Source organism: Pedococcus sp. P2_D9, assembly GCF_056404275.1.
In genome coordinates this window covers 95,102-121,340 of record NZ_JBFUEI010000002.1, presented here as the reverse complement: position 1 = coordinate 121,340, position 26,239 = coordinate 95,102, and the positions used below count along the sequence as shown (strand labels likewise).

Below are 26,239 nucleotides of genomic sequence, written 5' to 3'. Positions count from 1 at the left end.
GCACCGCAAGGCGGTGGGTGGGGGCCTCAGCGGACGACGGCCGGTGACCAGGCCTTCGCGATCAGCAGCCGCGGCGCCCCGGTGCCGTCTGCGGGCACCACCCAGACGTTGGTCTCGGCGGCGTGGGTGCCCTCACCCGGCAACCCGTAGAGGATCTGGTGGTCGTCCAGCCACTCGACCTGGTCGTCGACGCTGTGCTGCTCGGTCAGCGCGACCTCCGTGCCCGTCGCGATGTCCATCACCGCCAGGCGCCAGTCACCGGGACCGCGGGTGCCGAGCTTCTTGTAGGCCACCTTGGTCCCGTCCGGGGACAGGGAGGGGCACTCTGCGTCCGAGCGGAGGGTCTGGACGGTCCTGGTCGAGAGCCGACCCGAGGCGAGCCAGGTCGTCTTCCCGAACTTCACCGTGACGTAGAAGGCGTCGTCGTCGCTCGCGAACGTCACGCCCCAGTAGTTGCGGTCGGACGGGGCGATGGCCTTGCCCTGGTGGACCAGCCGGAAGTTCTCGAGGTCGTAGCTGCGGTCGGTGCCGATCTGGGAGACGACCGTGCGGGTGGAGAAGCTGGCAGAGGCGTAGGAGTCGCCCGACACGAAGCTCGTCGTCGCGGCCAGCGACGCGTCGTCGGACAACCGAGCCCGACTGGGTATGCCGGTGAGCGGCAGATCCTGCACCGGCCCCTCGGCGTCGACGAAGGTCTTGGCCGTGTAGGTCGTGACGATGCCTGCGTCGGAGGCCAGGCAGAGGGTGCGGGTGCGGGCGACGAAGACCCGGTCGCAAGAGGTCGCCGTGACGGCACGTGGACCTGAGGGATCGGTGAGCGGAACCATCGCCACGCGACCGTAGACCGGCCCGATCGCGGTGTTGCGGAACACGATGCGTGGGCTGCTGGCCACCTGGGCCAACGACACCGTGCTCTGTGGGGTGGCGCTGCGAACAGCCTCCTGCTGCGTGGCCCGCGACAGCACGAGGTAGGCGGTCGTCCCGCCGACCAGGAGCACACCGACGGCGACCAGGGCGACGACGCGCTGTCGCAGGCTCATGCCGCCACCAGCTCCTGCGCGGTCCGGTCGACGTCGCGGAGCAACCACCACGCGACGGCCACCGCCACGACCAAGGCTGCCGCCACGGCATACACGGCGGTCGAACGACCCAGCCCCGTCCAGAGGGCACCGAAGACCAGGGAGGACGCGAACCGGGCCAGTGCCACGACGGTCTGGGCCGTCGCGATGCCGCTGGCTCGCATCGGCGCGGGCACGAGCGTGGAGGTCAGCGCGGCCAGCACACCGTCCGTGCACGCGTAGAACCCGCCGAGCAGGAGCAGACAGGCGACGGTCAGCCCCAGCCCCCCGGTCGGCAGGGCTGCGCACAGGTAGGCGCCGACGAGCAGGAGGTGGCCGCCGACGAGCACCTTGGCCCGACCGAGCCGGTCGGACAGGCGGCCGAAGGGAACGGCCAGCGACAGGTAGGCGAGGTTCGTGCCCACGAACAGGAGGGGGAACCACGTGCCGGCGAAGTCGTCCCGCTGCTGCAACGAGAGGTAGAGGAAGCCGTCGCTGATCGTGAGCACCCCCAGCACCGCGGACGCCGCCACGACGCGACCGAACCGAGGGTCGGCCAGGCTGCGCCAGGACGGTGCGACGGGCGGTGCGGCCGCCCGTCGCGCGGCCCGTCGGGGTCGCACGTCGGGAACCATCAGGCCCAGGAGCGCCAGCCCGAACAACGCCGCGGCCAGCGAGGCGATGAAGACCGCGCGGTAGTCGCCGGGCACGAGCCAGAGGATCGAGAACGCCATGAGCGGTCCGATCGCCGCCCCGGTCGTGTCCAGCGCCCGGTGCACGCCGAACGCGCGGCCCAACGACGGCTCAGGGGTCGACGCGGCGATGATCGCGTCTCGCGGTGCGGTGCGAAGACCCTTGCCGAGCCGGTCCACCGTGATCACGGCGGTGACGGCGGCCAGCCCCTGCGCCGGGATGAGCAGGGCCTTGGTGACGGCCGAGAGCCCGTAGCCCAGGAAGGCGATCCACTTGGGCCGGTCCGCCCGGTCCGACAGCCATCCACCGAGGATCCGGACCAGCGCGCTGACCCCTTGGTAGAGCCCGTCGACGAAGCCGTACGCCAGTGGCGAGAGGCCGAGGACGGCGGTCAGGTAGAGCGGCAGCACCGCCGACAGCGACTCCGACGAGATGTCGGTGAGCAGGCTGACGAAGCCGAGCAGGATGACGGTCGACCCCACTCGGCGCCCTGTCGTGGACGTGCGCGTGGACGGGCTCGTGGGCCCGCTCGTGAGCCCGCTCTCGGGCGCGGCAGCGGGGCGTTCGGTGCCGGCCGCGTCCCGCGGCCGGTCGCTGAGATACACGCGCGCCCCCTCGGCGCCGGAGTCGGCCCGGCCAGTTCCGCCAATTCTAGGTATGCCGTGCGGGCACCGCCGGAGCTTTTGCGTGATTCACAGGCGGCGCCCAGCCATCACCCCTCGCCGCGCACCTTCTCCACGGAGGCGAGCAGGACACAGGTGGCCACGGCCTCCATGGCTTCGCTGACCTGCTCCAGCGGGGGAAAGGTCGGGGCGAGGCGGATGTTGCGGTCGCGGGGGTCGGTCCCGTGGGGGAACGAGGCACCGGCGGGCGTGAGGGCGATCCCGGCCTCCTTGGCCAGCTGCACCACTCGGGAGGCGGTGCCGTCGAGCACGTCGAGGCTGACGAAGTAGCCACCTGTCGGCCTGGTCCAGGTCGCGACGCCCAGGCCGCCAAGCCGCTCGGTCAGGATCCGCTCGACCTCGGCGAACTTCGGGGCGATGACCTCGCGGTGTTTGGCCATATGGTCGCGGACGCCCTGCGGTGAGCCGAAGAACTGCGCGTGCCGCAGCTGGTTGACCTTGTCGGGTCCGATCGCGCCCTTGCCCAGGTGGCCGGTGTACCACTTCACGGTCTCGACCGACCCGGCCAGGAACGCGACACCGGCGCCGGCCAGGGTGATCTTGGAGGTCGAGGCGAACATGATCGGCCGGTGCGGGTGTCCGGCGGCGGCAGCCAGGGTGAGGATGTCGGCGCTCTTGGCCTCGTCCTCGGTGAGGTGGTGGAACGCGTAGGCGTTGTCCCAGAAGATCTTGAAGTCGGGTGCGGCCGTCTCCATCGCGGCCAGTCGGGCGGCGATCTCCTGGGTGACGACCGACCCGGTCGGGTTGGCGTAGGTCGGCACCAGCCACATGCCCTTGATGCTCGGGTCGCTCGCCGCCAACGTCGCCACGGCTTCGACGTCGGGCCCGTCCTCGTGCATGGGCACGGTCACCATGTCGATGCCGAACCACTCGAGCAGGGTGAAGTGGCGGTCGTACCCGGGCACGGGGCAGATGAAGGTGACTTTCTCCTCCTGGCTCCAGGGGCGCTTGCTGTCGACGGCACCGTGCAGCCACAGGTCGACCAGCACGTCGCGCATCATCACCAGGCTGGAGTTGCCGCCGGCCACGACCTGCTCGGGCTCCACCCACAGCAGCTCGGCGAACATCTCGCGCAGCTCCTTGATCCCCTCGAGCCCGCCATAGTTGCGGGTGTCGACGCCGCTCGCGTCCTTGACGCCCTTGGGCAGGCTGAGCAGGTCGTCGGCCAGGTCGAGCTGGGCCGCGGCGGGCTTGCCACGCGTGAGGTCCAGTGACAGGCCGCGCGCCTTCAGCGCGGCATACGCCTCCTGCTGTTCGGCGGCGAAGGCCTCGAGCTCCTGCGGTGAACGCTCGGCGAGGGGGGTGGTGGCGGTGGCGGTCTGCTCGGTCACGCCTCCCATGCTCCCAGAGCCCCGGTATGCCGCGAAGGCACCGTCCGCAGCCCGGTCACCGCGGGCGCGGCGGGGTGCCGCACCCGGGTCGGGGCGCTGGGGGTCGGGGCGCCAGGCGGGTCGGGAACGTGGGCAGGTGAGCGGAGGACAGATGGGCAGTGGGTACCGATGCCCGGGAGGCACTCCCGACCGGACTCTTGGAGGGCGGCGGCACGAGGCCGTTGCACCTCACGAGAAGAAGGAACAGTCCAATGAAGCGTTTTCTGATCGAGCGCCAGGTCCAGGGTGCAAGTGAGCTCACGCACGAGCAGCTCGCCGAGATCTCCCGGACGTCCAACGCGGCCGTGGAGTCGTTGGGAGTGCCCTACACCTGGGTGACCAGCTACGTCGCGGGCGACAAGATCTACTGCGTCCACGAGGCCGAGGACGCCGAGACCATCCGCGAGCACGCCCGCCGGGGCGGGTTTCCGTGCGAGGTGGTCGCCGAGGTCGTGGCCGAGTTCGGGTCGCACACCGCGGCCGAGCTCGAACGCGAACGAGCGGGGGCGACGGCATGATCGACGCCCAGATGCATGTCTTCCTCAACGACGTGGCCGACGGAGGCCGGAGGGGGGCAATGCGGCCGGTCGGCCCGCGCAGCGCCCGCCGGATCGTCCTCGACGTCCGTCGCCGGCGCCGGGCCGAATCCCGGTGACCCACCTCGCCGTCGTCGGTCGCCCTGACCGTCGCGGCACCGCCACCGGGGACGGAACGGCCACCCAGCCCGCCCGTCCCCGGTCGGCGTCTCCCGGCGCCCACAGGCCCACCACCCCGAGTCGCCCGGCCGGCTCGGAGGGCTTTCGGGACGCAACCGGCGGCTCGTACCCTGTCGGGGTGGAGCTCGTGGAGCGGGAGCCGCAGCTGGAGCATCTGCGTGCGGCCCTGGAGCGCAGCCGCACCCAAGGGTGCGTGGTCGCCGTGGCCGGGGAGGCTGGCGCCGGCAAGTCCGCCCTCGTCAGGGTGGCGACAACAGGACAACGGTGAACCCGGGTCGCGCGGGGGCTCTGCGATCCCCTGGAGACCCCGCGACCGCTCGGGCCGCTGCGTGACGTGCTGGCCGACCTCGGGGTCGAGGTGGGGGCGGACCCGGGATCACCGGTGCCGCTGGCCGAACGGCTGCTCGGCGCGGTGGCGGGTGAGCCGACCACCCTCGTCATCGAGGACGCCCAGTGGGTGGACGAGGCGTCGGTCGAGGTGCTGCGCTTCGTGGCCCGACGCGTGGAAACCCTGCCCCTCGTCGTCCTCCTCACCTACCGTGACGCCGAGGTCGGACCCGACCATGCCCTCCGTCCGCTGCTCGGTGACATCGCCCGGCTCGACGCCGGCAGCACCATCACGTTGAAGGGTCTGTCGATCGGCGCCATCCGCGCAGTCCTCGAGGGCACGGGGATCGACCCGCCGTCGGTGCTCGCGCTGACCGGCGGCAACCCCTTCTTCGTCACCGAGATCGCCCGGCACCCGGGGGAGGAGCTGCCCACGTCGGTCCGCGACGCCGTGCTCGCCAGCACGAGCGCGGTCGGCGGCGCCGACCTGGAGGTGCTCCAGGTGATCGCCACGGCCCCCGACTCCCTCGACGACCGCGTGCTGCCCAGGCTGGCCATCGACATGCCCCAGCTGCGCAGGCTCGAGGCCACGGGTCTCCTGGAACGGTCACGTCGCGGCGTCGGATACCGCCACGAGCTGGCACGCAGGGCCGTCGAGGACTCCATCGCGCCCGGGGTGGCCGCCCGGCTGCACGCGCGGGTGCTCGATGCACTGGAGGCCGTGGGCGCCGATGCGGCCGTGCTGGCCCACCACGCCCATGCGGCAGGTGACTCCGAGCGGACGCGCGCCTACGCCGACCGGGCAGCCGCTGAGGCTGCGCAGGCTGGGTCGCACCGCGAGGCCGTCTCGTTCCTGGAGCTGGCTCGTGCAGCCCCCGGAGGCGACCAGGCCCAGCGGGCCGCGCTGCTGGAGCGGCTCAGCTTCCAGCAGTACATGGTGAGCCGGCTGTCCGAAGCCGTCTCCTCGATCACCGAGGCCGCCCGCCTGTGGGCGGAGGCCCGCGACGACGACGGAGTCGCGGCAGCGCACAGCAGGCGCGCCCTCATCGAGTACTACTCGGCCCGGAGGTCCGCGGCCGAGCACCACGTCGAGCTGGCCCTGGGACACCGCGACGCCCCGGCATACGGGGCAGCGCTGTCCCTGGAGATGCTGCTGGCGTTCCGTCGCAACGACGCCGACGCCACCGCGGAGGGCAGGGCGGTCACCCGCTCGCTGGCGCAGGAGCGGTCGGACGACGAGCTCTTGGTGCGATCGGAGATCCTCGGCACCGCCGGCGACCTCCTGATGGGCGACGACCTCGCCGCGCGCGACCGGCTGCTCACGCTGGTCCATGACGCGGCCGCGCGGCTCTTCGACGAGACGGCCTCGACCGGGTGGTCCCAGCTGGTCGCCATCGACGTGGAGCAGCGACGGTTCCGCGACGCCGAGAGGCTGCTGGAGCAGTCCATCCCCTTCACCGTCGACCGTGACATCCCGATCTGCGAGCAGTGGCAGACCGGCGTGCGGTCGCGACTGCAGTTCGAGCGCGGTCGGTGGGAGGCCGGCCTCGAGGACGCGCGGACTGTGCTCGACGGCGGGGCGCCGATCGCCAGCCTGTGGCCGCACCTGGTGGCGGGCCTGGTGGCCCTGCGTCGCGGCGAGGCCGCGCGGGAGGGCGAGGACCACCTGGGGCAGGCGCGCATCCTCGCCGAGCAGATGCACGAGCCCCTGGCGCTGCTGGCTGTCATGGCGGCCGAGGCCGAGCGGGCCTGGCTGCTGGACACGCACGGACCGGCGCCGGTCGACGCCGACGCCGTGGTGCACGAGGCCGGCGCCCTGCTGCGTGAGGTGGGCAGGCTGCCCGGGGTGCAGTGGTCCACCGGGCGCCTCGCCGTGTGGCTGCACCGGCTGGACCCCGACGCCGTCGGCGACGCACTGGCCGGAGCCGTGGTCGCGGAGCCGAGTGCGTTGGAGCTGGACGGGAGGTACGAGGAGGCGGCGGAGCAGTGGCGGGCCCTGGGAGCGCCCTACGAGTCCGCGCTGGCGCGGATCGGGTCGACCGACGAGCAGGTGGCGGTCGGTGCCCTCACCGACCTCGAGACGATGGGTGCGTGGGCAGCCGCCGACCGGGCCCGTGGCGTGCTGCGCGAGCGCGGCCTGTCCAGGGTGCCCGCCCGTCGCCGCGCGACCACCGTCGCCAACCCGTCCGGGCTGACCTCCCGCCAGCTCGACGTCGCCCGACTGGTGGCGCTGGGGCTCACGAACGCCGAGCTCGCGGACAAGCTGTACATCTCCCCGCGCACTGCCGACCACCACGTCTCCGCCGTGCTCACGAAGCTGGGGCTGGGGACCCGGCGCGACGTCGTGCGGCGAGCCTCGGAGCTGGGCCTGGTCTAGAGGTGCCGGCACGGCGTCGGCGGCGCGCCGCGGGCGGGTGACAGGAGTCGCGCTCGCGGGCCTCACCGGCGAGTTCGCGTTCGGCAGCGGGCCTCACGTATGCTTTCTCCTCGGTTGACATTGGCCATGCTTCTGGCATGCCCGCGAACGGGTCAGGTCAGCCTCCCGGAACCCACCGCCCCCGCGGAGAGTTCCGTAGGGCAGTGGCTCAATTGGTAGAGCTCCGGTCTCCAAAACCGGCGGTTGGGGGTTCGAGTCCCTCCTGCCCTGCGTAGCAGGACCTGTGACCGGACCCGGTCACGGCATACATGAGTGAAAGCAGAGGCATCGTGACGGACGTGAGCGCGGACACCCGCGGCTCTGGTCGCACCGGCCGCAAGAGTGACAAGGGCGGCAACCCGATTTCGCGGTTCTTCCGCTCGATGTCCCTCTTCGTCAGCCAGATCCTCGACGAGCTCCGCAAGGTCGTCCGGCCGACGCGGTCCGAACTGGTCAACTACACGATCGTCGTGATCGTGTTCGTGACGTTCGTGATGGCGTTGGTCGCGTCCGTGGACTTCGGCTTCACCAAGCTCGTGCTGTGGGTCTTCGGCGGCTGACCGCCGTCCTGCCACAGACACCCCGGGGTCACCCGGCGAATACCAGAAGGAAGTAGGTCATCAGCGTGTCCGACCAGTGGACCACCGAGAACGCCGAGCCCGAGACCGATGAGGTCGCGGCTGACGGTGCTGCCGCAGAGGACGCCGACCCCCAGTCCGACCTGGAGGTCGAGCGCGACGAGACCGACGCCGCCGACAGCGAGGCCCACCAGCCGCAGGTGTCGAGCCTGACGTTCTCCGGAGACGCAGCCTCCGACGACGCAGCCTCCGACGACGCAGCCGCCGACGACGCCACCGAGGGCGACTCGGCTGACGACTCCGACGCCCTGACCGAGGACCTCGACGCCCCGCCGGCCGACCCCGTGCAGGAGTTCAAGGACGCTCTCGCCGCCAAGTTCGGCGACTGGTACGTCGTGCACTCCTACGCCGGCTACGAGAACCGCGTGAAGGCCAACCTCGAGAACCGCACGACCTCCCTCAACATGGAGGACTTCATCTTCGAGGCCGAGGTGCCCATGGAAGAGGTCACCGAGATCAAGAACGGCCAGAAGAAGCTCGTGCGCCGCGTCCGGATGCCCGGATACGTGCTCGTCCGCATGGACCTCACCGACGAGTCGTGGGGCGCCGTGCGCCACACGCCCGGCGTCACCGGCTTCGTCGGCAACGCCCACCAGCCGGTGCCGCTGAGCCTCGACGAGGTCTTCACCATGCTCGCTCCGGCCGACCTGGAGAGCCCGGCGACTGCCGGCGCCGCCGGGGGTGGCGCGGGCAAGGCCAAGGAAGCCGCGGTCGTCGACTTCGAGGTCGGCGAGTCCGTCACCGTCATGGAGGGGCCGTTCGAGACCCTTCCCGCGACGATCTCCGAGATCAACCCCGACACCCAGAAGCTCAAGGTGCTCGTCTCCATCTTCGGCCGGGAGACCCCGGTCGAGCTGTCGTTCAACCAGGTCGCCAAGATCTGAGCGCACGACAGCACCTGTTCCCGGCATCCCGGGAGCATGCAACCGGGTCATCGCCCACGGCGTAGGCCCACCACAACAGAAGGAACACAGCAATGCCTCCCAAGAGCAAGAAGATCTCCGGCTTCATCAAGCTGCAGATCCAGGCCGGCGCGGCCACGCCCGCCCCGCCCGTCGGCCCGGCCCTCGGCCAGCACGGCGTCAACATCATGGAGTTCGTCAAGGCGTACAACGCTGCGACCGAGTCCCAGCGCGGCAACGTCATCCCCGTGGAGATCACGGTCTACGAAGACCGTTCCTTCACCTTCATCACCAAGACGCCGCCGGCCGCCGAGCTGATCAAGAAGGCCGCGGGTGTGCCCAAGGGCTCCGGCGAGCCGCACAAGACCAAGGTCGCCAAGCTGTCGGCCGACCAGGTCCGCGCCATCGCCGAGCAGAAGATGGAAGACCTGAACGCCAACGACATCGACCAGGCGATGAAGATCATCGCCGGCACCGCCCGCTCGATGGGCATCGACACCACCCTCTGATCTACACCCCCCGACGTCACCTAACCTTTGCTAGCAAGGGTTAGGTGACGCTGGACAGGTTGCAACCTGTCCACCAACCAGCAACCTTTGCTAGCAAAGGTTGCAGGAAACCCACTCGGTATGCCGCCCACGCGGCATACCGGGGCACGTGGCAGGACCGCGCTGGTCCGTACAGACCACAACTCCACCGAAACACCCAGGCAGCACCATTGAAAGACCAAGGAGCAGAAATGAAGCGCAGCAAGGCTTACCGCGAGGCCGCGGACAAGATCGACGCGACCAAGAGCTACGCCCCCCTCGAGGCCGTCCGCCTCGCCAAGGCGTCCGCCAAGGCCAAGTACGACGAGACGGTCGAGGTCGCGATGCGGCTCGGCGTCGACCCCCGCAAGGCCGACCAGATGGTCCGTGGCACCGTCAACCTGCCGCACGGCACGGGCAAGACCGCCCGCGTCCTCGTGTTCGCCAACGGCGACAAGGCCGAGGCCGCCCGTGAGGCCGGCGCCGACTTCGTCGGTTCCGACGAGCTGCTCGAGAAGGTTGCCGGCGGCTGGCTCGACTTCGACTCGGTCGTCGCGACGCCGGACATGATGGGCAAGGTCGGTCGTCTCGGCAAGGTCCTGGGCCCGCGTGGTCTCATGCCCAACCCGAAGACCGGCACGGTCACGATGGACACGGCCAAGGCCGTGACCGACATCAAGGGCGGCAAGATCGAGTTCCGTGTCGACAAGCACGCGAACCTCCACTTCATCATCGGCAAGGCCTCCTTCGACGAGAAGTCGCTGGTCGAGAACTACGCGACCGCGCTGGACGAGATCCTGCGCCTGAAGCCGTCCTCCTCCAAGGGCCGCTACATCGAGAAGGCCACCCTGTCGACGACGATGGGCCCCGGCATCCCGCTGGACTACACCCGCACCCGCAACCTGCTGGTCGAGGACGAGGCCACCGCCTGAGTCCCAGCCTCGCCGCAGTCCTGCCGAGAGCCCGCCACCCGCACCGGGGGCGGGCTCTCGTCTGCCCGAATCCCGGCGCCGGGCGTGGCTGTCGGGGTAGCGTGGACGCAGCCGTCGGGGACGTGCCCCACGTGCCCGTCCTGGGGGATTCTTGTGAAGACCATCTCGTGCGCCGCCCTCGCCCTTGCCGCGACCCTGGCGCTCGGCGCCTGCGGCAGCACCACGCCTGCCGTGTCGAACGCCGGCGCGACACCCTCGACCAGCTCGACCACGGCGTCGAGCTCTGCCTCCGCTGCCGGTCTCGCGGTCGGCACGACGGTCGACGGGGGCGACCTCGGTACTCGCATGCTCGCCGCGATGGTGAAGGCCGGCTCCGGCACGATGACCATGAACGTCGGCGCCGGGGGCACGGCCAGCGGTTCCTTCATCATGAGGAAGGGCACGATGCGCCAGCGGATGGTCATGGCGCTCGAGGGCGTCCGGATGGAGATCGTGTCGATCGACGGCGTGCTCTACATCAAGGGCCTCCCCGGTTCGACCAAGCCCTGGGTGAAGATCGACCCCAAGGCCAAGGACCCGTCCAGCCAGCTGTTCTCCGGGATGCTGGGCCAGATGGGCAGTCCCCGCCAGTTCGCCGACGCGATGGTCGGCGCGGAGGCCACGGTCGTGAGCTCGTCGGCCACCGGGACGACCTACGAGGTGTCGATCGACCCGGCCAAGCTCCTCGGCGAAGCCGGCCAGGGCGCGGTGCCGTCGATGGCCCCGGTCACCACCCGCTACGTCCTGGACGCCAAGGACAGGCCCGTCTCGATGACCGTCGAGGTCGAGGGACAGACCGTCGGCGGCACGTTCGGCGGCTGGGGGAAGCCGGTCACCATCACCGCACCACCCGCCAGTCAGGTGGGCACCTTCAAGGTCCCGTGAGCCGACGGGTCGACCGGGCGGTGCCCGGGGGCGCCGGGAGACAGCGATTTGGTCGGGGGCCCGCCCACCCGTACTCTGGACCCTGACCAAAGACCGCTCGGTTGTCGCGTGCCACCGCAATAGGCAGCACGTGACCGAAGGTTCCACTCCGGTGGGCGTCCAGCGCAGGCCACGATTCACCCGCAGTGCCGGCTCCCAGAGCCTGCCCGCGTGCGAGCCCCGTGCCCTGTGCATGGGGCTCTTTCCGTGTGGCCTCCAGCTCCGGCCGGTCGAACACACGGAAGGGAGGCCCCATGGCCAAGGCTGACAAGGCTGCCGCCATCGCCGAGCTGTCGGACAAGTTCCGCAACTCCGGCGCGGCCGTGCTGACCGAGTACCGCGGGCTTTCGGTGAAGCAGATCACCGATCTCCGCAACTCGTTGCGCGGAAACGCCACCTTCGCCGTCGTGAAGAACACGCTCACCGAGCTTGCTGCCAAGGACGCCGGAGTCACGGCGTTCGACGGCCAGCTCGTCGGACCGTCCGCCATCGCATTCGTCGATGGCGACCCGGTCGAGGCCGCCAAGGGCCTGCGTGACTTCGCCAAGGCGAACCCCCTCCTCGTGATCAAGGGCGGCGTCCTCGACGGCAAGGCCCTGACTCCCGCGGAGATCACGAAGCTCGCGGACCTCGAGTCCCGCGAGGTTCTCCTGGCCAAGCTGGCCGGTGCCCTTCAGGCGTCGCTCAGCCAGGCTGTCTACCTCTTCGCCGCACCGCTGTCGCAGACCGCTCGGGTCGTCGACGCGCTGCGCGCCAAGGTCGAGGCCGAGGGCCCGGTGGCTGCTGCCGCCGCTCCCGCCGCCGAGGCCGAGGTTGCCGAGGCTGACGACAACACCGCCGAGGCTCCCGCAGCCGACGCGTCCGCCGAGGCCCCCGTGGCCGAGGCAACCGCAGACGTCGCCGAGGGTGGCGACGAGAGCTGACCCGGTCGGGGCAACCCCGCACCGAGCCCGCTCACACACCAAGACGCCACTCACGGCATACCAAGAATTAGAAAGGACGCCCATCATGGCGAAGCTCTCCACCGACGAGCTCCTTGAGGCCTTCAAGGAAATGACCCTCATCGAGCTCTCTGAGTTCGTGAAGCAGTTCGAGGACACCTTCAACGTCACCGCTGCTGCCCCCGTGGCCGTTGCCGCGGCCGGCGCCCCGGCCGGTGGCGACACCGCTGCCGCCGAGGAGCAGGACGAGTTCGACGTCGTCCTCGAGGCTGCTGGCGACAAGAAGATCCAGGTCATCAAGGAGGTCCGCGCGCTGACCTCCCTCGGCCTGAAGGAAGCCAAGGACCTCGTCGACGGCGCCCCCAAGCCCGTCCTCGAGAAGGTTGACAAGGCTGCGGCCGACAAGGCCAAGGAGGCCCTCGAGGCCGCCGGCGCCACCGTCACCCTCAAGTGATCTGAGCTCCCCTCGGGGAGCACCAGCACTGCTGCGAAGCGGGTCCGACCACCAGGTCGGGCCCGCTTCCGCATGTCCGCCCGGCAGGCCGCGTCACGCCCGGCCCTCTCTCGAGTCTCAAGGTCAGACGACACGGTCTTGGACAGGGGGTATGGCATGTACGGGATCAGACGCACGGTCGGGGTGGTCGCTGGAGTGGTGGCGCTTTCCACGGTAGGGGTGATGTCAGCACAGGCCTGGACCTGGGCCAGCTCGTCCAACCCCATCGTGATGAGTGGGGGAGGCGGATACGGCACGCTCGGGCTCTCGGGCACCAAGGTGACCCTCACCAGCACCCTGCGGGACACCAAAGTCGGTGACGGTCGCGTTTACGCGAAGGTGTGGGGCAACAACGCGCGCGGGACCGCATTCACCCTGTCCTCAGGACAGCGCAGTGACGGTGAGTCCAGCTACGCAAAGATGTTGGACAAGTCCATCAACGTGCCGTACGGCACGGTGGTCGGGAACTACTCCTACCAGGTGCGGACATGCCGGTCGGTGACGCTGAGCGATCCCTGCTCGGATGACTATCGTCGCTACCCCTAGCCGGTCCGTCATGCAGGTGCAGGACGTCACACACGCCTACGGGCGGGAGACCGCCCTCAGCGAGGTCTCGTTCACTCTGGGGCGTGGCGTGACGGCCCTGCTGGGGGTCAACGGCGCAGGCAAGTCCACGCTCCTGTCGTGCGCCGCGGGCATCCTCGAACCCACCTCCGGATCGGTCGCTGTCGGCGGGAGGGACCTCTATGCGCGGGCGACCCGACGCGAGGCCCTCCCGCTCGTGGCGCTGATGCCTCAAGGGGCGAGCTTCCCGGGTCGGCTGACGCCCCGGGAAGTGGTGTCGTACCTCGCGTGGCTCAAGGGCCTGCCCACGAGAGAGGCCCAGTCGCGTGCCGACGAATGCCTGGAGGCTGTGGGCCTCGCCGACGTCGCCGCTCGCCGACTGTCGACCCTCTCTGGAGGCATGGTTCGCCGGGTGGCCTTCGCCCAGGCCCTTGCATCAGAGCCGGAGGTCCTTCTCCTGGACGAGCCGACCACGGGTCTCGATCCGGCTCAGCGAAGGTCCATGGTCGAGCTGATCAGGGGGCTTGAATCGACGGTGCTCCTGAGCAGCCATGTCGTGGAAGACGTTGCCGACCTCGCAGGCGACGTCCTGGTGATCCACGCCGGTCGACTTCGCTTCTCCGGCACGGTCGCGGACCTCGCGGACCTCGCCCCGGCCGGGTCTCGGCGCAGCGCGATCGAGTCGGGCTTCTTCCGCGTCATCGAGGAGCCGGTCCCGGCGTGAACGGCATCGCACTGTGGATCCGTCGCGGTGCGGGGGCTCCGGTGGCCGTGGCCCTGGCGGGCTTCACCCTCACCACTGTCTTCAGCCAAGGCCACTGGCAGGTCGAGTGGGACTGGGGCACGAGACTGTCGGCCGCCAGCGTGATCATCGCCTGCCCGCTGGTTGCCGCCGCCGCGGCCCACGACACCGCGAGACGGTATCGACCGACCGTGGCCGAGCTGGCCAAGGCCTCGGCGCGGCGCGGGAGCCAGGCGCTGGCGCCCGCGCTCGCCGTGGCCCTCTGCGCTGGTGCCGCGTACGTGCTGACCTGGCTGGCTGTGGCCGTCGCTGTGCTCCGCCGCGGCGGAGTCGGTCCGACGGACTACTGGGTGTATGCCGAGGTGCTCCTCCCGATCCTTGTCTCGTCCTTGGTGGGGGCATGCGTCGGCCTCGTGGTCGACGGCTTCCTGGCCGCGCCGGCGGCCGTGCTGGCAGTGCTGGCCACCCTCGTCATCGCGGCACCGTTTGGCCGCGGCCCGTTCGAGGCGGTCACCACGTACGGGACGTTGACTGGCCTGCAGCGGACACCGTCCCGGGCCGCGCTGTCGCTCGCCGGACTGCTGGTCCTGGGCGGTGGTCTGGTTCTCGCCTCCAGCTGGCTGACCGCGGTGCGTCGACCGAGTAGCTTCCTGTGGGTTCTCCTCGCCCCTGTCGTCGCCGTGGCTGTGGTCCTGCCTGCCGCGTGGCCGTTGGACAGCCAGGTCTACGAGGTCTCCACGGAACAGGTGCGGTGCGTTGGCCGGCACCCTGCGGTGTGTGGACCCACATCTCGACTGCCGCTGCTCGAGCCCGTCCAGAGGTCTCTGGCCGACAGCTACCACACGCTGGACGGGACTCAGTTCGTCGCTCCCCAACGCTTCACCGTCGCTCGACTCGACCAGTACGCGAAGCTGGGATCCGCGGCCCCGCTGGACTTCGACCCCGCGAACCTGACGGCGCAGGGCTACTCTCCCCAGGCGACCTCACGCGCGCTGGCCCGGCCACACCAGTGTGCCGAGCTCTACTCCGCGAAGGAGGCTGGCCCCCTCCTCGATGCGCAGGACGTCGTCCAAGGCTGGTTGGTCGCAGTACTCGTCGGACAAACCCCACCCAAGCCGGTTCCCTCGGACGTCACCTCAGCCTTCGAGGCGATCCTGTCGTGCCACGTCATGCGCGGCGACCTCACGTGATCGGAACATTCGCGAAGGCGCACCGAGCGAAAGCTGCGGGGCTGGGAGTCGCGTGCACGGCCCTCGCAGCGGTGGCGGCGGGGAGTCATGTGGTGTCGGCGCTGAGGCAGCCCCTCCCACTGGTTTGGCCGTTGGCCGCGCTCCAAGTGGCGTTCGCGGTGGTGCCACTCGGAGGCGCGTTCGGGGCGCTCGCGGGCGGTGCGGTGCGCGCACGGCAGGTCCGTGCCTGGAGTCTGGGCCTGACCACGACATTGCTTGGTTTGACGGCCATGGTTGGCCACGCCTTCTACGCGAACGCCGCCTTCCTCACGTGGTTCGTGCTGTTGGCAGCGGGCGGGGTCGTCGCGCCCACAATCACAGTCAACCAGGGGCCGGCCGTGGTGCTGGGGCTTGGCCTGGTCTCCGTCGGCCTCGAGTTCATGACCGCTCTGGCTCCGATCAGCCGGACCGTCGGGAGACTCCCCCTCGCCGCCGCGCTAGCACTGTATGCCGCGTGTGCGATCGCTTTCGTCGTCCTGACCCCACGCCATCGCTGACTCCAAACCACCCAGTCGGGCCCGCTTTCGCATGCCAGAAAAAGCGCCCGTATGCCGCGTGTGCACCGGCTGCCGTGGCATACCGGGGCGTAACTTCGGCTTGCCCGCCTCGTTGAGCCCTGCGAACCGGGGCCCGCCATGTGTGGCGGGCGTGGACATTCACGACGAGGTGGAGCTGTGGGCGTTGAGATCAGGGTCGAAGGCCTGACCAAGCGATTTGGGTCGCAGGTGATCTGGAACGACGTCTCGCTGACCCTCCCCGCGGGGGAGATCTCCGTGATGCTCGGGCCGTCGGGTACCGGCAAGTCGGTCTTCCTCAAGACGCTGGTCGGCCTGCTGAAGCCGGAGGCGGGCGCGATCTGGATCCAGGACCGCGACCTGACCCAGATGCGCGAGCGCGAGCTCTACGAGGTGCGCAAACTGTTCGGGGTGCTGTTCCAGGACGGCGCGCTGTTCGGCTCGATGAACCTCTACGACAACGTGGCGTTCCCCCTGCGTGAGCACACCAAGAAGTCCGAGTCGGACATCCGCACCATCGTCCTCGAGAAGATGGACCTGGTCGGCCTGACCGGCGCTGAGTCCAAGCTGCCCGGCGAGATCTCGGGTGGCATGCGCAAGAGGGCCGGCCTGGCCCGCGCGCTGGTGCTCGACCCCGAGATCCTGCTGATCGACGAGCCGGACTCCGGTCTGGACCCGGTCCGCACGTCCTACATCAACCAGCTGTTCATCGACCTCAACGCGCAGATCGACGCGACCTTCCTGATCGTCACCCACGACATCAACTCGACGCGCACGGTGCCCGACAACATCGGGCTGCTGTACCACAAGCACCTCGCCATGTTCGGGCCGCGCGAGATGCTGCTGAGCTCGGAGGAGCCGGTGGTGCGCCAGTTCCTGAACGCCCAGACGATCGGCCCCATCGGCATGTCCGAGGAGAAGGACGCCGACGAGCTCGCGGCCGAGGCGAAGTCCGGCCAGGAGCTGCCGCCGCTGCCGCCCATCCCGCTCCAGCTCGGCACCAGCGACGGCACCCCCCGCCGCGGCGAGCGTCCGGCGGGGGACTGGTGCCGCGCGAACGGCATCACGCCGCCCCCCGGGTCGTTCCAGTCGCACAACGCCGGCGTTCCCGGTGTCCGCCACACCGAGCCMACTCAGTCTGCTGAGGCGGCGATCTAGATGGGCAATCCAGCTATTGGTGCACTGCGCCAGAGCGGATCGCTCTTCGCGCTCGTCCTCGACGTCGGACGGTCCCTGCCGAAGCGGCCGTTCCAGACCAAGGAGTTCATCCAGCAGTGCTGGTTCATCGCCTCGGTGACGATCGTCCCGACGGCCCTGGTCTCCATCCCCTTCGGTGCGGTCATCGCCCTCCAGCTCGGCACCCTGACCCGCCAGCTCGGCGCCCAGTCCTTCACCGGGGCGGCCTCGGTGCTCGCCGTCATCCGTGAGGCCTCACCCATCGTCACGGCCCTGCTGATCGCCGGTGCCGGCGGGTCGGCGATCTGCGCAGACCTCGGCTCGCGCAAGATCCGCGAGGAGATCGACGCGATGGAGGTCCTCGGGATCAGCCCCATCCAGCGCCTCGTCGTGCCCCGGGTGCTGGCTGCCATGGTCGTCGCGCTGCTGCTCAACGGGCTGGTGTCGGTCGTCGGCGTCGCGGGTGGCTACTTCTTCAACGTCATCATCCAGGGCGGCACCCCCGGCGCCTACATCGCCTCGTTCACCGCGCTCGCCCAGCTGGCGGACCTGTGGACCAGCGAGATCAAGGCCCTCATCTTCGGCTTCATCGCCGCGGTTGTGGCCTCGTACAAGGGCCTCACCGCGGGCGGCGGCCCCAAGGGCGTCGGCGACGCAGTGAACCAGAGCGTGGTCATCACCTTCATGTTCCTGTTCGTCGTGAACTTCGTCGCCAGCGCCGTGTACTTCCAAGTCGTCCCCCAGAAGATCTGAAGGAGGTGCAGTCCCAGTGAGCAAAGTCCTGGACCTCGCGGGTCGGCCTGTCGAGGCGCTCGACAGCCTCGGTGAGCAGATGCGGTTCTACGTCCGCTCGCTCGCCTGGAGCCCGCGCACCCTGCGCCGCTACAAGAAGGAGATCCTGCGGCTGCTGGCGGAGGTCTCGCTCGGTTCGGGTGCCCTCGCCGTCATCGCAGGCACCGTGGGGGTCATCGCCTTCCTCGCCTTCTTCACCGGCAGCCAGGTCGGTCTCCAGGGCTACTCCTCGCTCAACCAGCTCGGGACCGGTGCCCTCACCGGCTTCGTCTCCGCCTACCTCAACACCCGCGAGATCGCCCCGCTGGTCGCGGGGCTGGCGCTCGCGGCGACGGTCGGGTGTGGTTTCACCGCCCAGCTCGGTGCGATGCGCATCTCCGAGGAGGTCGACGCACTCGAGGTCATGGGAATCCCCTCGCTGCCGTTCCTCGTGACGACCCGGATGATCGCCGGCTTCGTGGCGGTCGTCCCGCTCTACGTCCTGGGCCTGCTCTCGTCCTACGGCGCGACCCGCTTCATCGTCGTGCACTACTTCGGGCAGTCGGCCGGCACGTACGACCACTACTTCCACCTGTTCCTGCCGCCGATCGACGTCCTCTTCTCGTTCCTCAAGGTGATGGTGTTCGCGGTCGTGATCATCCTCATCCACTGCTACTACGGCTACAACGCGTCCGGAGGTCCGGCAGGCGTGGGCGTGGCCGTCGGCAAGGCCGTGCGGACCTCCATCGTCGCCATCAACATCGTGGACTTCTTCTTCTCCCTGGCGGTGTGGGGCGCCACGACGACCGTACGGATCGCGGGTTAGCGCATGGCTGACTCATCGAGCGGTTTCATGTCACGCCTGGGCAACCGTGCCTACGGGGTCGGCTTCATCGTCATCGTGGGCCTGCTCATCGGTCTGTCGGTGGCGTCGTTCCAGAAGCGGTTCACCCCCGTGGTGATGGTCAACCTGATGACCGACCGGATCGGGTCCCAGCTGCAGACGGCGTCCGACGTCAAGATCCGTGGGTTGATCGTCGGTGAGGTGCGGTCGATCGAGACCACCGGCAACGGCGCGACGCTCAAGCTGGCCCTGAAGCCGGAGATGGTCGACCTGATCCCGGCCAACGTGTCGGCGCGCCTGCTCCCGAAGACGTTGTTCGGTGAGCGGTACGTCGACCTGGTGACGCCGACGACCGGTGCCGTGGGGCGGCACATCGCCAAGGGCGACACCATCGGTCAGGACCGCACCTCGGTGGCGATCGAGCTCGAGAAGGTCTTCGACGACCTGTTGCCGTTGCTGCGCACCGTGCAGCCGGAGAAGCTGGCGATGACGTTGAACGCGCTGGCGTCGGCGCTGGACGGGCGGGGAACCCGCCTCGGCCAGAACCTGGTCCTGGTCGACAGCTACTTCAAGGAGATCAACCCCAAGCTGCCCGTGATCAAGGCGGACATCAGCGGGCTGGCCGACCTTGCCTCCACGTATGCCGTGGCGGCGCCGGATCTCGTCCGCGCGGCGACGGCGTTGATCACCACGAGCACGACGATCGTGGCCAAGAAGGACGAGCTGGCCGGCTTCCTGGCGGGGACGGCGGGCTTCGCGAACACGACCGCGGACTTCCTGGACGCCAATGGCCAGCGGATCATCCAGGTGGGTCGGGTGCAGCGACCGACCGTCGAGGTGCTGGCGAAGTACTCACCGCAGTACCCCTGTGTCGCCACGGCGATGGTCAACTGGCTGCCGCGGATCGACCAGGCCTGGCGGGACAAGACCTTCCACATCACGGTCGAGGTCACCCAGCAGCGCCAGGGCTACAAGCCCGGCGAGGAACCCCGGTGGGGCGAGAGGCGTGCCCCGAGCTGCCAGGGCCTGCCGGGCCGCGTCGGCACCCAGGCGAACCCCTGGAAGGGCAACCACTTCAGTGACGGCATCAACCACTCGGGCTCGGGGGCGGCGGGCAGTGCGTTGCCGTCGATGTTCTCCGGGCTGTCGGGGCAGAGCATCGCTGAGGCCGACTCCGGTCTGGCCGGCACCGAGCAGGAACAGGCCGTCGTGGCCGCTCTCCTGTCGCGAGACGGTCGCCCCTCAGCCATCACGACGCTCCTCGCGGGCCCGATGCTGCGCGGAACGGTGGTGAACCAGCAGTGAGCACCCGATCCAGCCTGGTGAAGTTCCTGATCTTCGTGGCGGCGACGCTGTTCGCCACGGGCACCCTCGCGGCCACCATCTCCAACACCCAGTTCGGTGACAAGGCGACCTATCGCGGCATGTTCAACGACGTGACCGGCCTCGCTCCGGGCCAGGAGGTGCGGATCGCCGGCGTGCGCGTGGGTGAGGTGAAGTCCATCAAGGTCGCCAGCGACCGCGTGCACGCGGACGTCGAGTTCAACGTGCTGAAGACCAGCGTCCTCACGCAAGGGACCAAGGCGACCATCAAGTACCGCAACCTCATCGGTGAGCGCTACATCGCCCTCACCCAGGACGTCGGCAGTGCCACGCCCCTGAAGGACGGGGCCACGATCGGACTCGACCACACCCAGTCCGCGCTGGACCTCACGGTCTTGTTCAACGGCTTCAAGCCGTTGTTCGCTGCCCTGTCGCCCAAGGACGTCAACGAGCTGTCGGCCAACATCATCAGCGTCCTCCAGGGTGAGGGCGGCAACATCAACTCGCTGCTGTCCAAGACGGCCTCGCTGACCTCGACCCTCGCGGACCGCGACGAGGTCATCGGTCGGACCATCTCCAACCTCAATGCGGTGCTCGGCACCGTGGATGCCCACGACTCCGCCCTCAAGGCGCTGATCGACCAGCTCCAGCGCTTCATCTCCGGCCTGGCCGCCGACCGCACGACGATCGGTGCCTCGTTGACCAACATCAACTCCCTGACGGCGGAGACTGCCGACCTGCTGAAGGTCACCCGTCCCTCGATCAAGGCGGACATCAGCAACCTCCGTGCGCTCACCACGAACCTCAACAAGCCGTCGAACACCGCCGTTTTCGAGAAGTTCCTGGCGACCTCGCCGGGCAAGATCAACACGATCACGCGGACCGCGACCTACGGCTCCTGGTTCAACTTCTACATGTGCGACTTCAGCGGGACGATCGTCGTGCCGTCGCCGACCAAGGGTGCCCCGGCCATCAAGATCCCGGTCGACAAGCCGGCTGGGCTCTCCGCAGCGAGGTGCTCGTCATGAGTACCCCCTTCCGCGAGCGCAACCCCGTCCCGATCGGCGCTGCCGGGCTGGCGTCCATCGCGCTGGTGCTGTTCCTCGCGTTCAACGTCCAGAGCATCCCGTTCCTCGGGGGCGGCGACCACTACCGCGCTTCGTTCAGCGAGGCGGGCGGCCTGATCAAGGGCGACGACGTGCGGATCGCCGGGGTCAAGGTCGGCAAGGTGGAGAAGGTCGACCTCGCGGGCAACCACGTGGTCGTCGACTTCAAGGTCACCGAACCGGCAGCCTTCGGCACCCGGACCGGTGCCAGCATCCGGATGCGGACCTTGCTGGGTTCGAAGTTCCTCGCCCTGGAGCCCGCCGGTGGTGGCCAGCTCAAGGCGGACAGCGAGATCCCGCTGGAGCGGACCATCTCGTCCTACGACATCGTCAACGCGTTCAGCGACCTCGCGACCACGTCCGAGGAGATCGACACCGACCTGCTGGCGAAGTCGCTGACCACCCTGGCGACCGAGTTCAAGGACAGCCCGCCCGACGTCAAGGCGGCTCTGGACGGCCTCAGCAGGTTGTCCAACACCATCGCCGCGCGCGACGACGAGCTCAAGCGGTTGCTCGCCTCCGCCAACAGCGTCTCGGGCACCGTCGCCGAGCGCAACAAGGCCGTGGAGTCGATCATCAAGAACGCCGACCTCCTGATGGTCGAGCTCAATGCCCGTCGCGAGGCGATCCACACGCTGTTCACCAACACCTCTGCGATGGCCCAGCAGCTCACCGGGCTGGTCCGGGACAACCGCTCGGAGCTCAAGCCCGCCCTCGACCAGCTGACCAAGGTCCTCGCGGTGCTGCAGAAGCACGAGAAGGACCTCGGGGACACGATCGCCGCGATGGGCCCGTTCACGCGGCTCTTCGCCAACGTCCTCGGCAACGGCCGGTGGTTCGACACCTACATCCAGAACCTCACGACCCCCGTCTCCCCGGGAGGCAACTGATGAAGCGCCTGCCCGCCCTGCGACTGCCGTCGCTGCCCGCCACGCCCCGGCTCGGCCTGATCCCCAAGGTCGTCGCTGCGCTCGTCGTGGTAGCCCTCGTCGCCGGCGCGTACGCCTTCTGGCCGCGGCAGGACAGCATCCACGTGACCGGTGAGTTCAGCCGCGCGGTCGGCCTGTTCCCCGGGTCCGACGTGCGCATCCTCGGCGTCCAGGTCGGCAAGGTCACCGAGGTGACTCCGAAGGGCGACAAGGTCGAGGTCAAGTTCGAGTTCGACCGCAAGTACCGGGTGCCCGCGGACGCCAAGGCCGCGGTGGTGGCCCCCTCCTTGGTGAGCGACCGCTACGTGCAGCTGCTCCCGGCATACACCGCTGGTCCGGTGATGAAGGACAACGCCCAGATCGGCCTGGACCGCACGGCGGTTCCCGTCGAGCTGGACCGCATCTCCTCGAGCCTGGACGACCTCCTGGTGGCCCTCGGTCCCACGGGTGCCAACAAGGACGGCGCCTTCGCCGACGTGCTCGACACCGGCGCCAAGAACCTCGGCGGACAGGGCCAGAAGCTGCACGACACGAACCGCGACCTCAGCCTGGCGCTCGAGGCTCTGTCCGGTGGCCGCAACGACCTGTTCGGCACCGTGAAGAACCTCCAGACCTTCACGACCATGCTCGCCACCAACGACAGCCAGGTCCGCAGGCTCAACAGCGACCTCGCCAACGTCTCGCAGCAGCTCGACGGGGAGCGCGACGACCTCGCCGCCGCCCTGAAGAACCTCGCTGTCGCGCTGAGCGAGATCAGCTCGTTCGTCCACGACAACCGGGCGGGCCTGACCACCAACCTCAAGCAGCTGGCGTCGGTGACCGGCACGGTGGCCAAGCAGCGGGATGCCCTGGCCGAGACCCTCACGAACGCCCCGGTGGCGATCAGCAACCTGCAGAACGCCTACAACCCCGACACCGGCACGCTCGACACCCGGGCCAACGTGAACGAGAACCTCACCGTGCAGAACATGCTGTGCTCCCTCATCGTCCAGGGCGGTCAGCCGGCTTCGCTGTGCAAGACCGTCAGCGGGGCCCTCAAGCCGATCCAGTCGCTGCTCGACCAGCTCGCGGGACAAGGCGTGAAACTGCCGGTCAACCTCCTGTCCGCCGTGCCGCAGGCCCAGGCCGGAGCGTCGTCGGGATCGCCCGCGACCACCCCCGGCCAGGGCGGGGCCGTCGTGACGATGCGCGGTGCGGACCCGACCCTGGGCGGCCTGCTGGGAGGGACCCGATGAACGACCACCAGCCACAGACCACCAAGCCACAGACCACCAAGCCACGGACCACGGGTATGCCGCGTGGCCGGCGCGCCGTGTCCGGGCTCGTCGTGGGCGCCGTCCTCCTCGGCGTCACCGGCTGCCAGGGCGCCTTCGACCTGCCGCTGCCCGGCGGAGCAGCCAACCGCGGTGACATCTTCCGCGTGACGGCCGAGTTCGCCGACGTCCTCGACCTCGTCCCGCAGTCGTCGGTCAAGGTCGACCAGGTGACGGTGGGCTCGGTGGAGAAGATCGAGCTCAACGGCTGGACGGCTCGGGTGACGCTGCGCCTGCCCAAGAACGTCAAGCTGCCCGACAACGCCGTGGCGGAGCTCAAGCAGACCTCGCTGCTGGGGGAGAAGTACGTCCAGCTGTCCGCGCCGACCGGTGCGGCCCCCGAGGGCCGGCTCGGCGACGGCGACAACATCCCGCTCGCCCGCACCGGCCGCAACCCGGAGGTCGAGGAGGTGCTCAGCGCGATGTCGCTGCTGCTCAACGGTGGTGGCGTCGCCCAGCTCAAGGTCATCGAGACCGAGCTCAACAACGCCGCGCGGGGCAACCAGGCGCAGATCAAGGACGTCATCAAGCAGCTCGACACCTTCATCGGCGGCCTCGACAGCCAGAAGTCCGAGATCGTCCGCGCCATCGACAACATCGACGCGCTCGCCGCCAAGCTCGCAGCCCAGAAGGAGGACATCGGCAGGGCCCTCGAGGCGCTGCCCAAGGGCCTCGAGGTGCTCGCCGACCAGCGCCAGCAGCTCGTGCAGATGCTCCAGGCGCTCAGCAGGCTCGGGGCGGTCGGGACCCAGGTCATCCAGCAGAGCAAGGCCGACACCGCCGCCAACCTCCAGGCCCTCGCGCCGATCCTGGCCCAGCTCACCAAGGCCGGGGACAACCTGCCGAAGTCGCTGCAGCTGCTGCTGACCTACCCCTTCTCGGACGCGACGACCGGGGCCATGAAGGGCGACTACACCAACATGTCCGCCGACCTGGACCTCAACTTCGCGCACCTCGCCGGCAACCTGGGGATCCCGACGACTCCGCCCCCCGGCGGCCCGACGGGCGGGCCCACCGGGCTGCCCAGCCTGCCGCTGCCGACGCCCAGCATCCCGAGTGTGCCGATCACCCCGGGCGGCAGCTCGACCTCGGGCGCGTGCGTCCCGGGCGTGATCTGCGTCGGTGCCCGCGACCAGCAGTCCGGCTCGTCGGGCTCGGACGGTTCGTGGCGCTCGCTCTACGGAGGTGCCGCATGATCCGCCGCTCGGTGCAGGTCCAGCTGTTCGCGTTCCTGCTGATCACCCTCGTCACCGTCTCGGTCCTCTCGGCCCGCTACGTCGGGCTCTACGACCAGGTGGCCGGTGGTCAGTACCACGTCGCGGCCGACTTCGAGCAGTCCGGCGGCATCTTCGTCGGCTCCGAGGTCACCTACCGCGGCGTCACCGTCGGCCGGGTCGACAACCTGAAGCTGTCCAGGGACGGTGTGATCGTCGACGCGAAAATCCAACGGGGAGTAGTGATTCCGAAGGACACCAAGGTCGTCGTGGAGAACCGCTCCGCGGTCGGCGAGCAGTACCTCGACTTCCAGCCGCGCACCGACAAGGGCGCCTCGCTGAGGAACGGCGACACCATCCCGCGCAAGGACACGGTCTTCCCGCTGCGGGTCGACACGCTGCTGCTCGACCTCGACGGGACCGTCAACTCGGTCGACAAGCAGGACCTGCGCACCGTGGTCGACGAGCTCGGCAAGGGGTTCGCCGACGGGGGACAGGACCTCCAGCGACTGATCGACAGCGGTGACAAGCTGACGAGGTCGGCCACGGAGGCGCTGCCCGAGACGGTCAAGCTGATCGACGACGGCCGCATCGTGCTCGACACGCAGCGCGAGACCTCGGGCGACATCAAGGTCTTCGCCAAGAACTTCGCGGACCTGTCCGAGACCCTCAAGGCCTCTGACGGCGACCTGCGCCTGATCCTCGACCGCGGCGTCGTCGCGTCCAAGGAGCTCGAGTCCCTGATCAGGGACAACCAGGGCAACCTCGCCGCGCTGCTGGCCAACCTGATCACCGTCGGCCAGGTGACCACGGCACGGGTCGACGGGATCCAGCAGCTCCTCGTCACCTACCCCGATGTCGTGGCCGGCGGCTTCACGGTCGTCCCCGGCGACGGCACCGCCCACTTCGGACTGGCCATGGCGCACGACCCGCCGGTCTGCACGCAGGGCTACCAGGGCACGGTGCGGCGCACGCCCAACCAGACCAGCAACACCAAGGCGAACACCTCGGCACGCTGCACAGCCCCCCGCGGGTCGGCGGCCAGCGTTCGCGGCGCCCAGAACGCCCCGGGTCCGCACTCGAGCACGAACTCCACCGTCCCGTTCGCTTTCGGCAACCAGCCCGTATCCCCGGGCATGGCTGCCTCGTTGAGCCTGACAACACCACAGGTATCGGTGCCACTGCCTCCCTCGGGGGCCGAGAGCGGCGACGCCTCGTGGTTGTGGATCATGAAGGAGGCTGCTCGATGAGCACGATCACCACCCACGCCGGGAGGGCGGTGGAGGCGGACGAGGACGTGTCACCCCCCGACGCGCTCGCTGCCGACACAGATCACCAGACAGCCCGTGACCGGGCCAGGGCTCTACGCATCACCCCGACCATGGTGTGGGTCGTGGTCGCCATCGCGCTGATCGCGAGCCTCGCGCTCGGGGCCACCCGCGGACGCGACTGGTATGCCGCGCGGCAGACGTCGGCGGCCAACGCCGACGCCGTGGCAGCGGCCAAGCAGCTGGCCATCAACTTCGTCACGGTCGACTACACCAAGGTCGACGCGGACATGGCCCGGGTGAAGGCCGGCGCCACGGGGGACTTCCTCAAGAGCTACTCGACCTCGGCCGACCAGCTCAGCAAGGTCCTCGTCGCCAACAAGACGGTCTCCTCGGTGCAGCGCACCGAGGCCGCCCTGGTCTCCGGTGACAAGGACTCCGCCGTCGCGCTCGTGGGCGTGGTCGCCCCGACCAAGAACACCGCCGTTCCGAACGGCGAGACCAAGACCTACCGGATGCGGCTCGACCTGCGCCTGGTCGGCGACGAGTGGAAGGTGGAGAACCTTGAGTTCGTCGGTTGATACCA

At 69.4% G+C, this 26,239-nt stretch carries 28 protein-coding genes and 1 tRNA gene; 26 read left to right on the top strand and 3 right to left on the bottom strand.

The features are described 5' to 3' along the window. Positions 1 to 26 precede the first annotated feature (26 nt). From AC1DXJ_RS03355 to AC1DXJ_RS03345, 3 genes are all read right to left on the bottom strand, one after another. A complete protein-coding gene (locus tag AC1DXJ_RS03355) occupies positions 27 to 1,040 on the bottom strand; it encodes a TolB family protein (protein WP_477613549.1) in 1,014 nt (337 codons plus the stop codon). Further along, entirely contained in the window at positions 1,037 to 2,356 is a 1,320-nt protein-coding gene (locus AC1DXJ_RS03350; protein WP_477613548.1) for an MFS transporter, read from the bottom strand. Before AC1DXJ_RS03350 ends, AC1DXJ_RS03355 begins: the two co-directional genes overlap by 4 nt. 107 nt (positions 2,357 to 2,463) lie before the next feature. Next, the gene (locus AC1DXJ_RS03345) at positions 2,464 to 3,765 is read right to left on the bottom strand and encodes an aspartate aminotransferase type Ic (protein ID WP_477613547.1); all 1,302 of its coding nucleotides are present in this window, start codon (positions 3,763 to 3,765) and stop codon (positions 2,464 to 2,466) included. Positions 3,766 to 4,016: 251 nt separating this feature from the next. Here AC1DXJ_RS03345 and AC1DXJ_RS03340 point away from each other — a divergent pair, with 251 nt between their 5' ends. The 26 genes from AC1DXJ_RS03340 to AC1DXJ_RS03215 all read left to right on the top strand — a co-directional run bounded on the left by AC1DXJ_RS03340 (position 4,017) and on the right by AC1DXJ_RS03215 (position 26,234). Further along, entirely contained in the window at positions 4,017 to 4,322 is a 306-nt protein-coding gene (locus AC1DXJ_RS03340) for a DUF4242 domain-containing protein (protein ID WP_477613546.1), read from the top strand. Further along, positions 4,319 to 4,459, top strand: coding sequence for a hypothetical protein (locus AC1DXJ_RS03335; RefSeq protein WP_477636318.1), 141 nt, complete (start codon positions 4,319 to 4,321; stop codon positions 4,457 to 4,459). Before AC1DXJ_RS03340 ends, AC1DXJ_RS03335 begins: the two co-directional genes overlap by 4 nt. A 179-nt stretch (positions 4,460 to 4,638) precedes the next feature. Beyond that, positions 4,639 to 4,788 (top strand): ATP-binding protein, encoded by a 150-nt coding sequence (locus AC1DXJ_RS03330; RefSeq protein WP_477636317.1) that lies wholly within the window; start codon positions 4,639 to 4,641, stop codon positions 4,786 to 4,788. 66 nt (positions 4,789 to 4,854) lie between these two features. Next, on the top strand, positions 4,855 to 7,224 hold the full coding sequence (locus tag AC1DXJ_RS03325; protein WP_477636316.1) for a LuxR C-terminal-related transcriptional regulator: 2,370 nt from the start codon (positions 4,855 to 4,857) through the stop codon (positions 7,222 to 7,224). 197 nt (positions 7,225 to 7,421) lie between these two features. Next, positions 7,422 to 7,494 (top strand) — tRNA-Trp (locus AC1DXJ_RS03320). Positions 7,495 to 7,553: 59 nt separating this feature from the next. Next, the gene (gene secE / locus AC1DXJ_RS03315; RefSeq protein ID WP_477613544.1) at positions 7,554 to 7,823 is read left to right on the top strand and encodes a preprotein translocase subunit SecE; all 270 of its coding nucleotides are present in this window, start codon (positions 7,554 to 7,556) and stop codon (positions 7,821 to 7,823) included. A gap of 65 nt (positions 7,824 to 7,888) precedes the next feature. Then, a complete protein-coding gene (nusG, locus tag AC1DXJ_RS03310; protein WP_477613543.1) occupies positions 7,889 to 8,785 on the top strand; it encodes a transcription termination/antitermination protein NusG in 897 nt (298 codons plus the stop codon). A gap of 92 nt (positions 8,786 to 8,877) precedes the next feature. Then, complete coding sequence (gene rplK / locus AC1DXJ_RS03305) at positions 8,878 to 9,312, top strand: 50S ribosomal protein L11 (RefSeq protein ID WP_056924021.1); 435 nt, start codon at positions 8,878 to 8,880, stop codon at positions 9,310 to 9,312. 230 nt (positions 9,313 to 9,542) lie between these two features. Beyond that, complete coding sequence (rplA, locus tag AC1DXJ_RS03300; RefSeq protein ID WP_477613542.1) at positions 9,543 to 10,262, top strand: 50S ribosomal protein L1; 720 nt, start codon at positions 9,543 to 9,545, stop codon at positions 10,260 to 10,262. A gap of 153 nt (positions 10,263 to 10,415) precedes the next feature. Continuing rightward, positions 10,416 to 11,186: a hypothetical protein gene (locus AC1DXJ_RS03295; RefSeq protein ID WP_477613541.1), complete on the top strand. Its 771-nt coding sequence runs from the start codon at positions 10,416 to 10,418 to the stop codon at positions 11,184 to 11,186. Positions 11,187 to 11,479: 293 nt separating this feature from the next. Then, positions 11,480 to 12,148 (top strand): 50S ribosomal protein L10, encoded by a 669-nt coding sequence (rplJ, locus tag AC1DXJ_RS03290; protein WP_477613540.1) that lies wholly within the window; start codon positions 11,480 to 11,482, stop codon positions 12,146 to 12,148. A gap of 85 nt (positions 12,149 to 12,233) precedes the next feature. Next, positions 12,234 to 12,620: a 50S ribosomal protein L7/L12 gene (gene rplL / locus AC1DXJ_RS03285; protein ID WP_477613539.1), complete on the top strand. Its 387-nt coding sequence runs from the start codon at positions 12,234 to 12,236 to the stop codon at positions 12,618 to 12,620. 222 nt (positions 12,621 to 12,842) lie between these two features. Next, positions 12,843 to 13,205, top strand: coding sequence for a hypothetical protein (locus AC1DXJ_RS03280; protein WP_477613538.1), 363 nt, complete (start codon positions 12,843 to 12,845; stop codon positions 13,203 to 13,205). Positions 13,206 to 13,215: 10 nt separating this feature from the next. Continuing rightward, positions 13,216 to 13,947: an ABC transporter ATP-binding protein gene (locus AC1DXJ_RS03275; protein ID WP_477613537.1), complete on the top strand. Its 732-nt coding sequence runs from the start codon at positions 13,216 to 13,218 to the stop codon at positions 13,945 to 13,947. Next, positions 13,944 to 15,155 carry a hypothetical protein gene (locus AC1DXJ_RS03270; RefSeq protein WP_477613536.1) on the top strand — a complete coding sequence of 404 codons (1,212 nt, stop codon included), beginning with the start codon at positions 13,944 to 13,946 and terminating at the stop codon, positions 15,153 to 15,155. Before AC1DXJ_RS03275 ends, AC1DXJ_RS03270 begins: the two co-directional genes overlap by 4 nt. 269 nt (positions 15,156 to 15,424) lie before the next feature. Next, positions 15,425 to 15,691, top strand: coding sequence for a hypothetical protein (locus AC1DXJ_RS03265; RefSeq protein WP_477636315.1), 267 nt, complete (start codon positions 15,425 to 15,427; stop codon positions 15,689 to 15,691). Between the two features lie 177 nt (positions 15,692 to 15,868). Beyond that, entirely contained in the window at positions 15,869 to 16,867 is a 999-nt protein-coding gene (locus AC1DXJ_RS03260) for an ABC transporter ATP-binding protein (protein WP_477613534.1), read from the top strand. Further along, positions 16,868 to 17,638, top strand: coding sequence for an MlaE family ABC transporter permease (locus tag AC1DXJ_RS03255; protein WP_477613533.1), 771 nt, complete (start codon positions 16,868 to 16,870; stop codon positions 17,636 to 17,638). A 16-nt stretch (positions 17,639 to 17,654) separates the two neighbouring features. Beyond that, positions 17,655 to 18,482: an MlaE family ABC transporter permease gene (locus AC1DXJ_RS03250; RefSeq protein WP_477613532.1), complete on the top strand. Its 828-nt coding sequence runs from the start codon at positions 17,655 to 17,657 to the stop codon at positions 18,480 to 18,482. A gap of 3 nt (positions 18,483 to 18,485) precedes the next feature. Next, a complete protein-coding gene (locus AC1DXJ_RS03245; RefSeq protein WP_477613531.1) occupies positions 18,486 to 19,805 on the top strand; it encodes an MCE family protein in 1,320 nt (439 codons plus the stop codon). Then, positions 19,802 to 20,851: an MCE family protein gene (locus tag AC1DXJ_RS03240; protein ID WP_477613530.1), complete on the top strand. Its 1,050-nt coding sequence runs from the start codon at positions 19,802 to 19,804 to the stop codon at positions 20,849 to 20,851. The genes AC1DXJ_RS03245 and AC1DXJ_RS03240 overlap by 4 nt, the downstream gene beginning before the upstream one ends. Continuing rightward, the gene (locus tag AC1DXJ_RS03235; protein ID WP_477613529.1) at positions 20,848 to 21,819 is read left to right on the top strand and encodes an MCE family protein; all 972 of its coding nucleotides are present in this window, start codon (positions 20,848 to 20,850) and stop codon (positions 21,817 to 21,819) included. Before AC1DXJ_RS03240 ends, AC1DXJ_RS03235 begins: the two co-directional genes overlap by 4 nt. Then, positions 21,819 to 23,093, top strand: a complete 1,275-nt coding sequence (locus tag AC1DXJ_RS03230) for an MCE family protein (protein WP_477613528.1) — start codon at positions 21,819 to 21,821, stop codon at positions 23,091 to 23,093. The genes AC1DXJ_RS03235 and AC1DXJ_RS03230 overlap by 1 nt, the downstream gene beginning before the upstream one ends. Then, the gene (locus AC1DXJ_RS03225; protein ID WP_477613527.1) at positions 23,090 to 24,367 is read left to right on the top strand and encodes an MCE family protein; all 1,278 of its coding nucleotides are present in this window, start codon (positions 23,090 to 23,092) and stop codon (positions 24,365 to 24,367) included. The genes AC1DXJ_RS03230 and AC1DXJ_RS03225 overlap by 4 nt, the downstream gene beginning before the upstream one ends. Then, complete coding sequence (locus AC1DXJ_RS03220; RefSeq protein ID WP_477613526.1) at positions 24,364 to 25,635, top strand: MCE family protein; 1,272 nt, start codon at positions 24,364 to 24,366, stop codon at positions 25,633 to 25,635. The genes AC1DXJ_RS03225 and AC1DXJ_RS03220 overlap by 4 nt, the downstream gene beginning before the upstream one ends. Next, entirely contained in the window at positions 25,632 to 26,234 is a 603-nt protein-coding gene (locus AC1DXJ_RS03215) for a hypothetical protein (RefSeq protein WP_477613525.1), read from the top strand. Before AC1DXJ_RS03220 ends, AC1DXJ_RS03215 begins: the two co-directional genes overlap by 4 nt. The last annotated feature ends 5 nt before the right edge of the window (positions 26,235 to 26,239 follow it).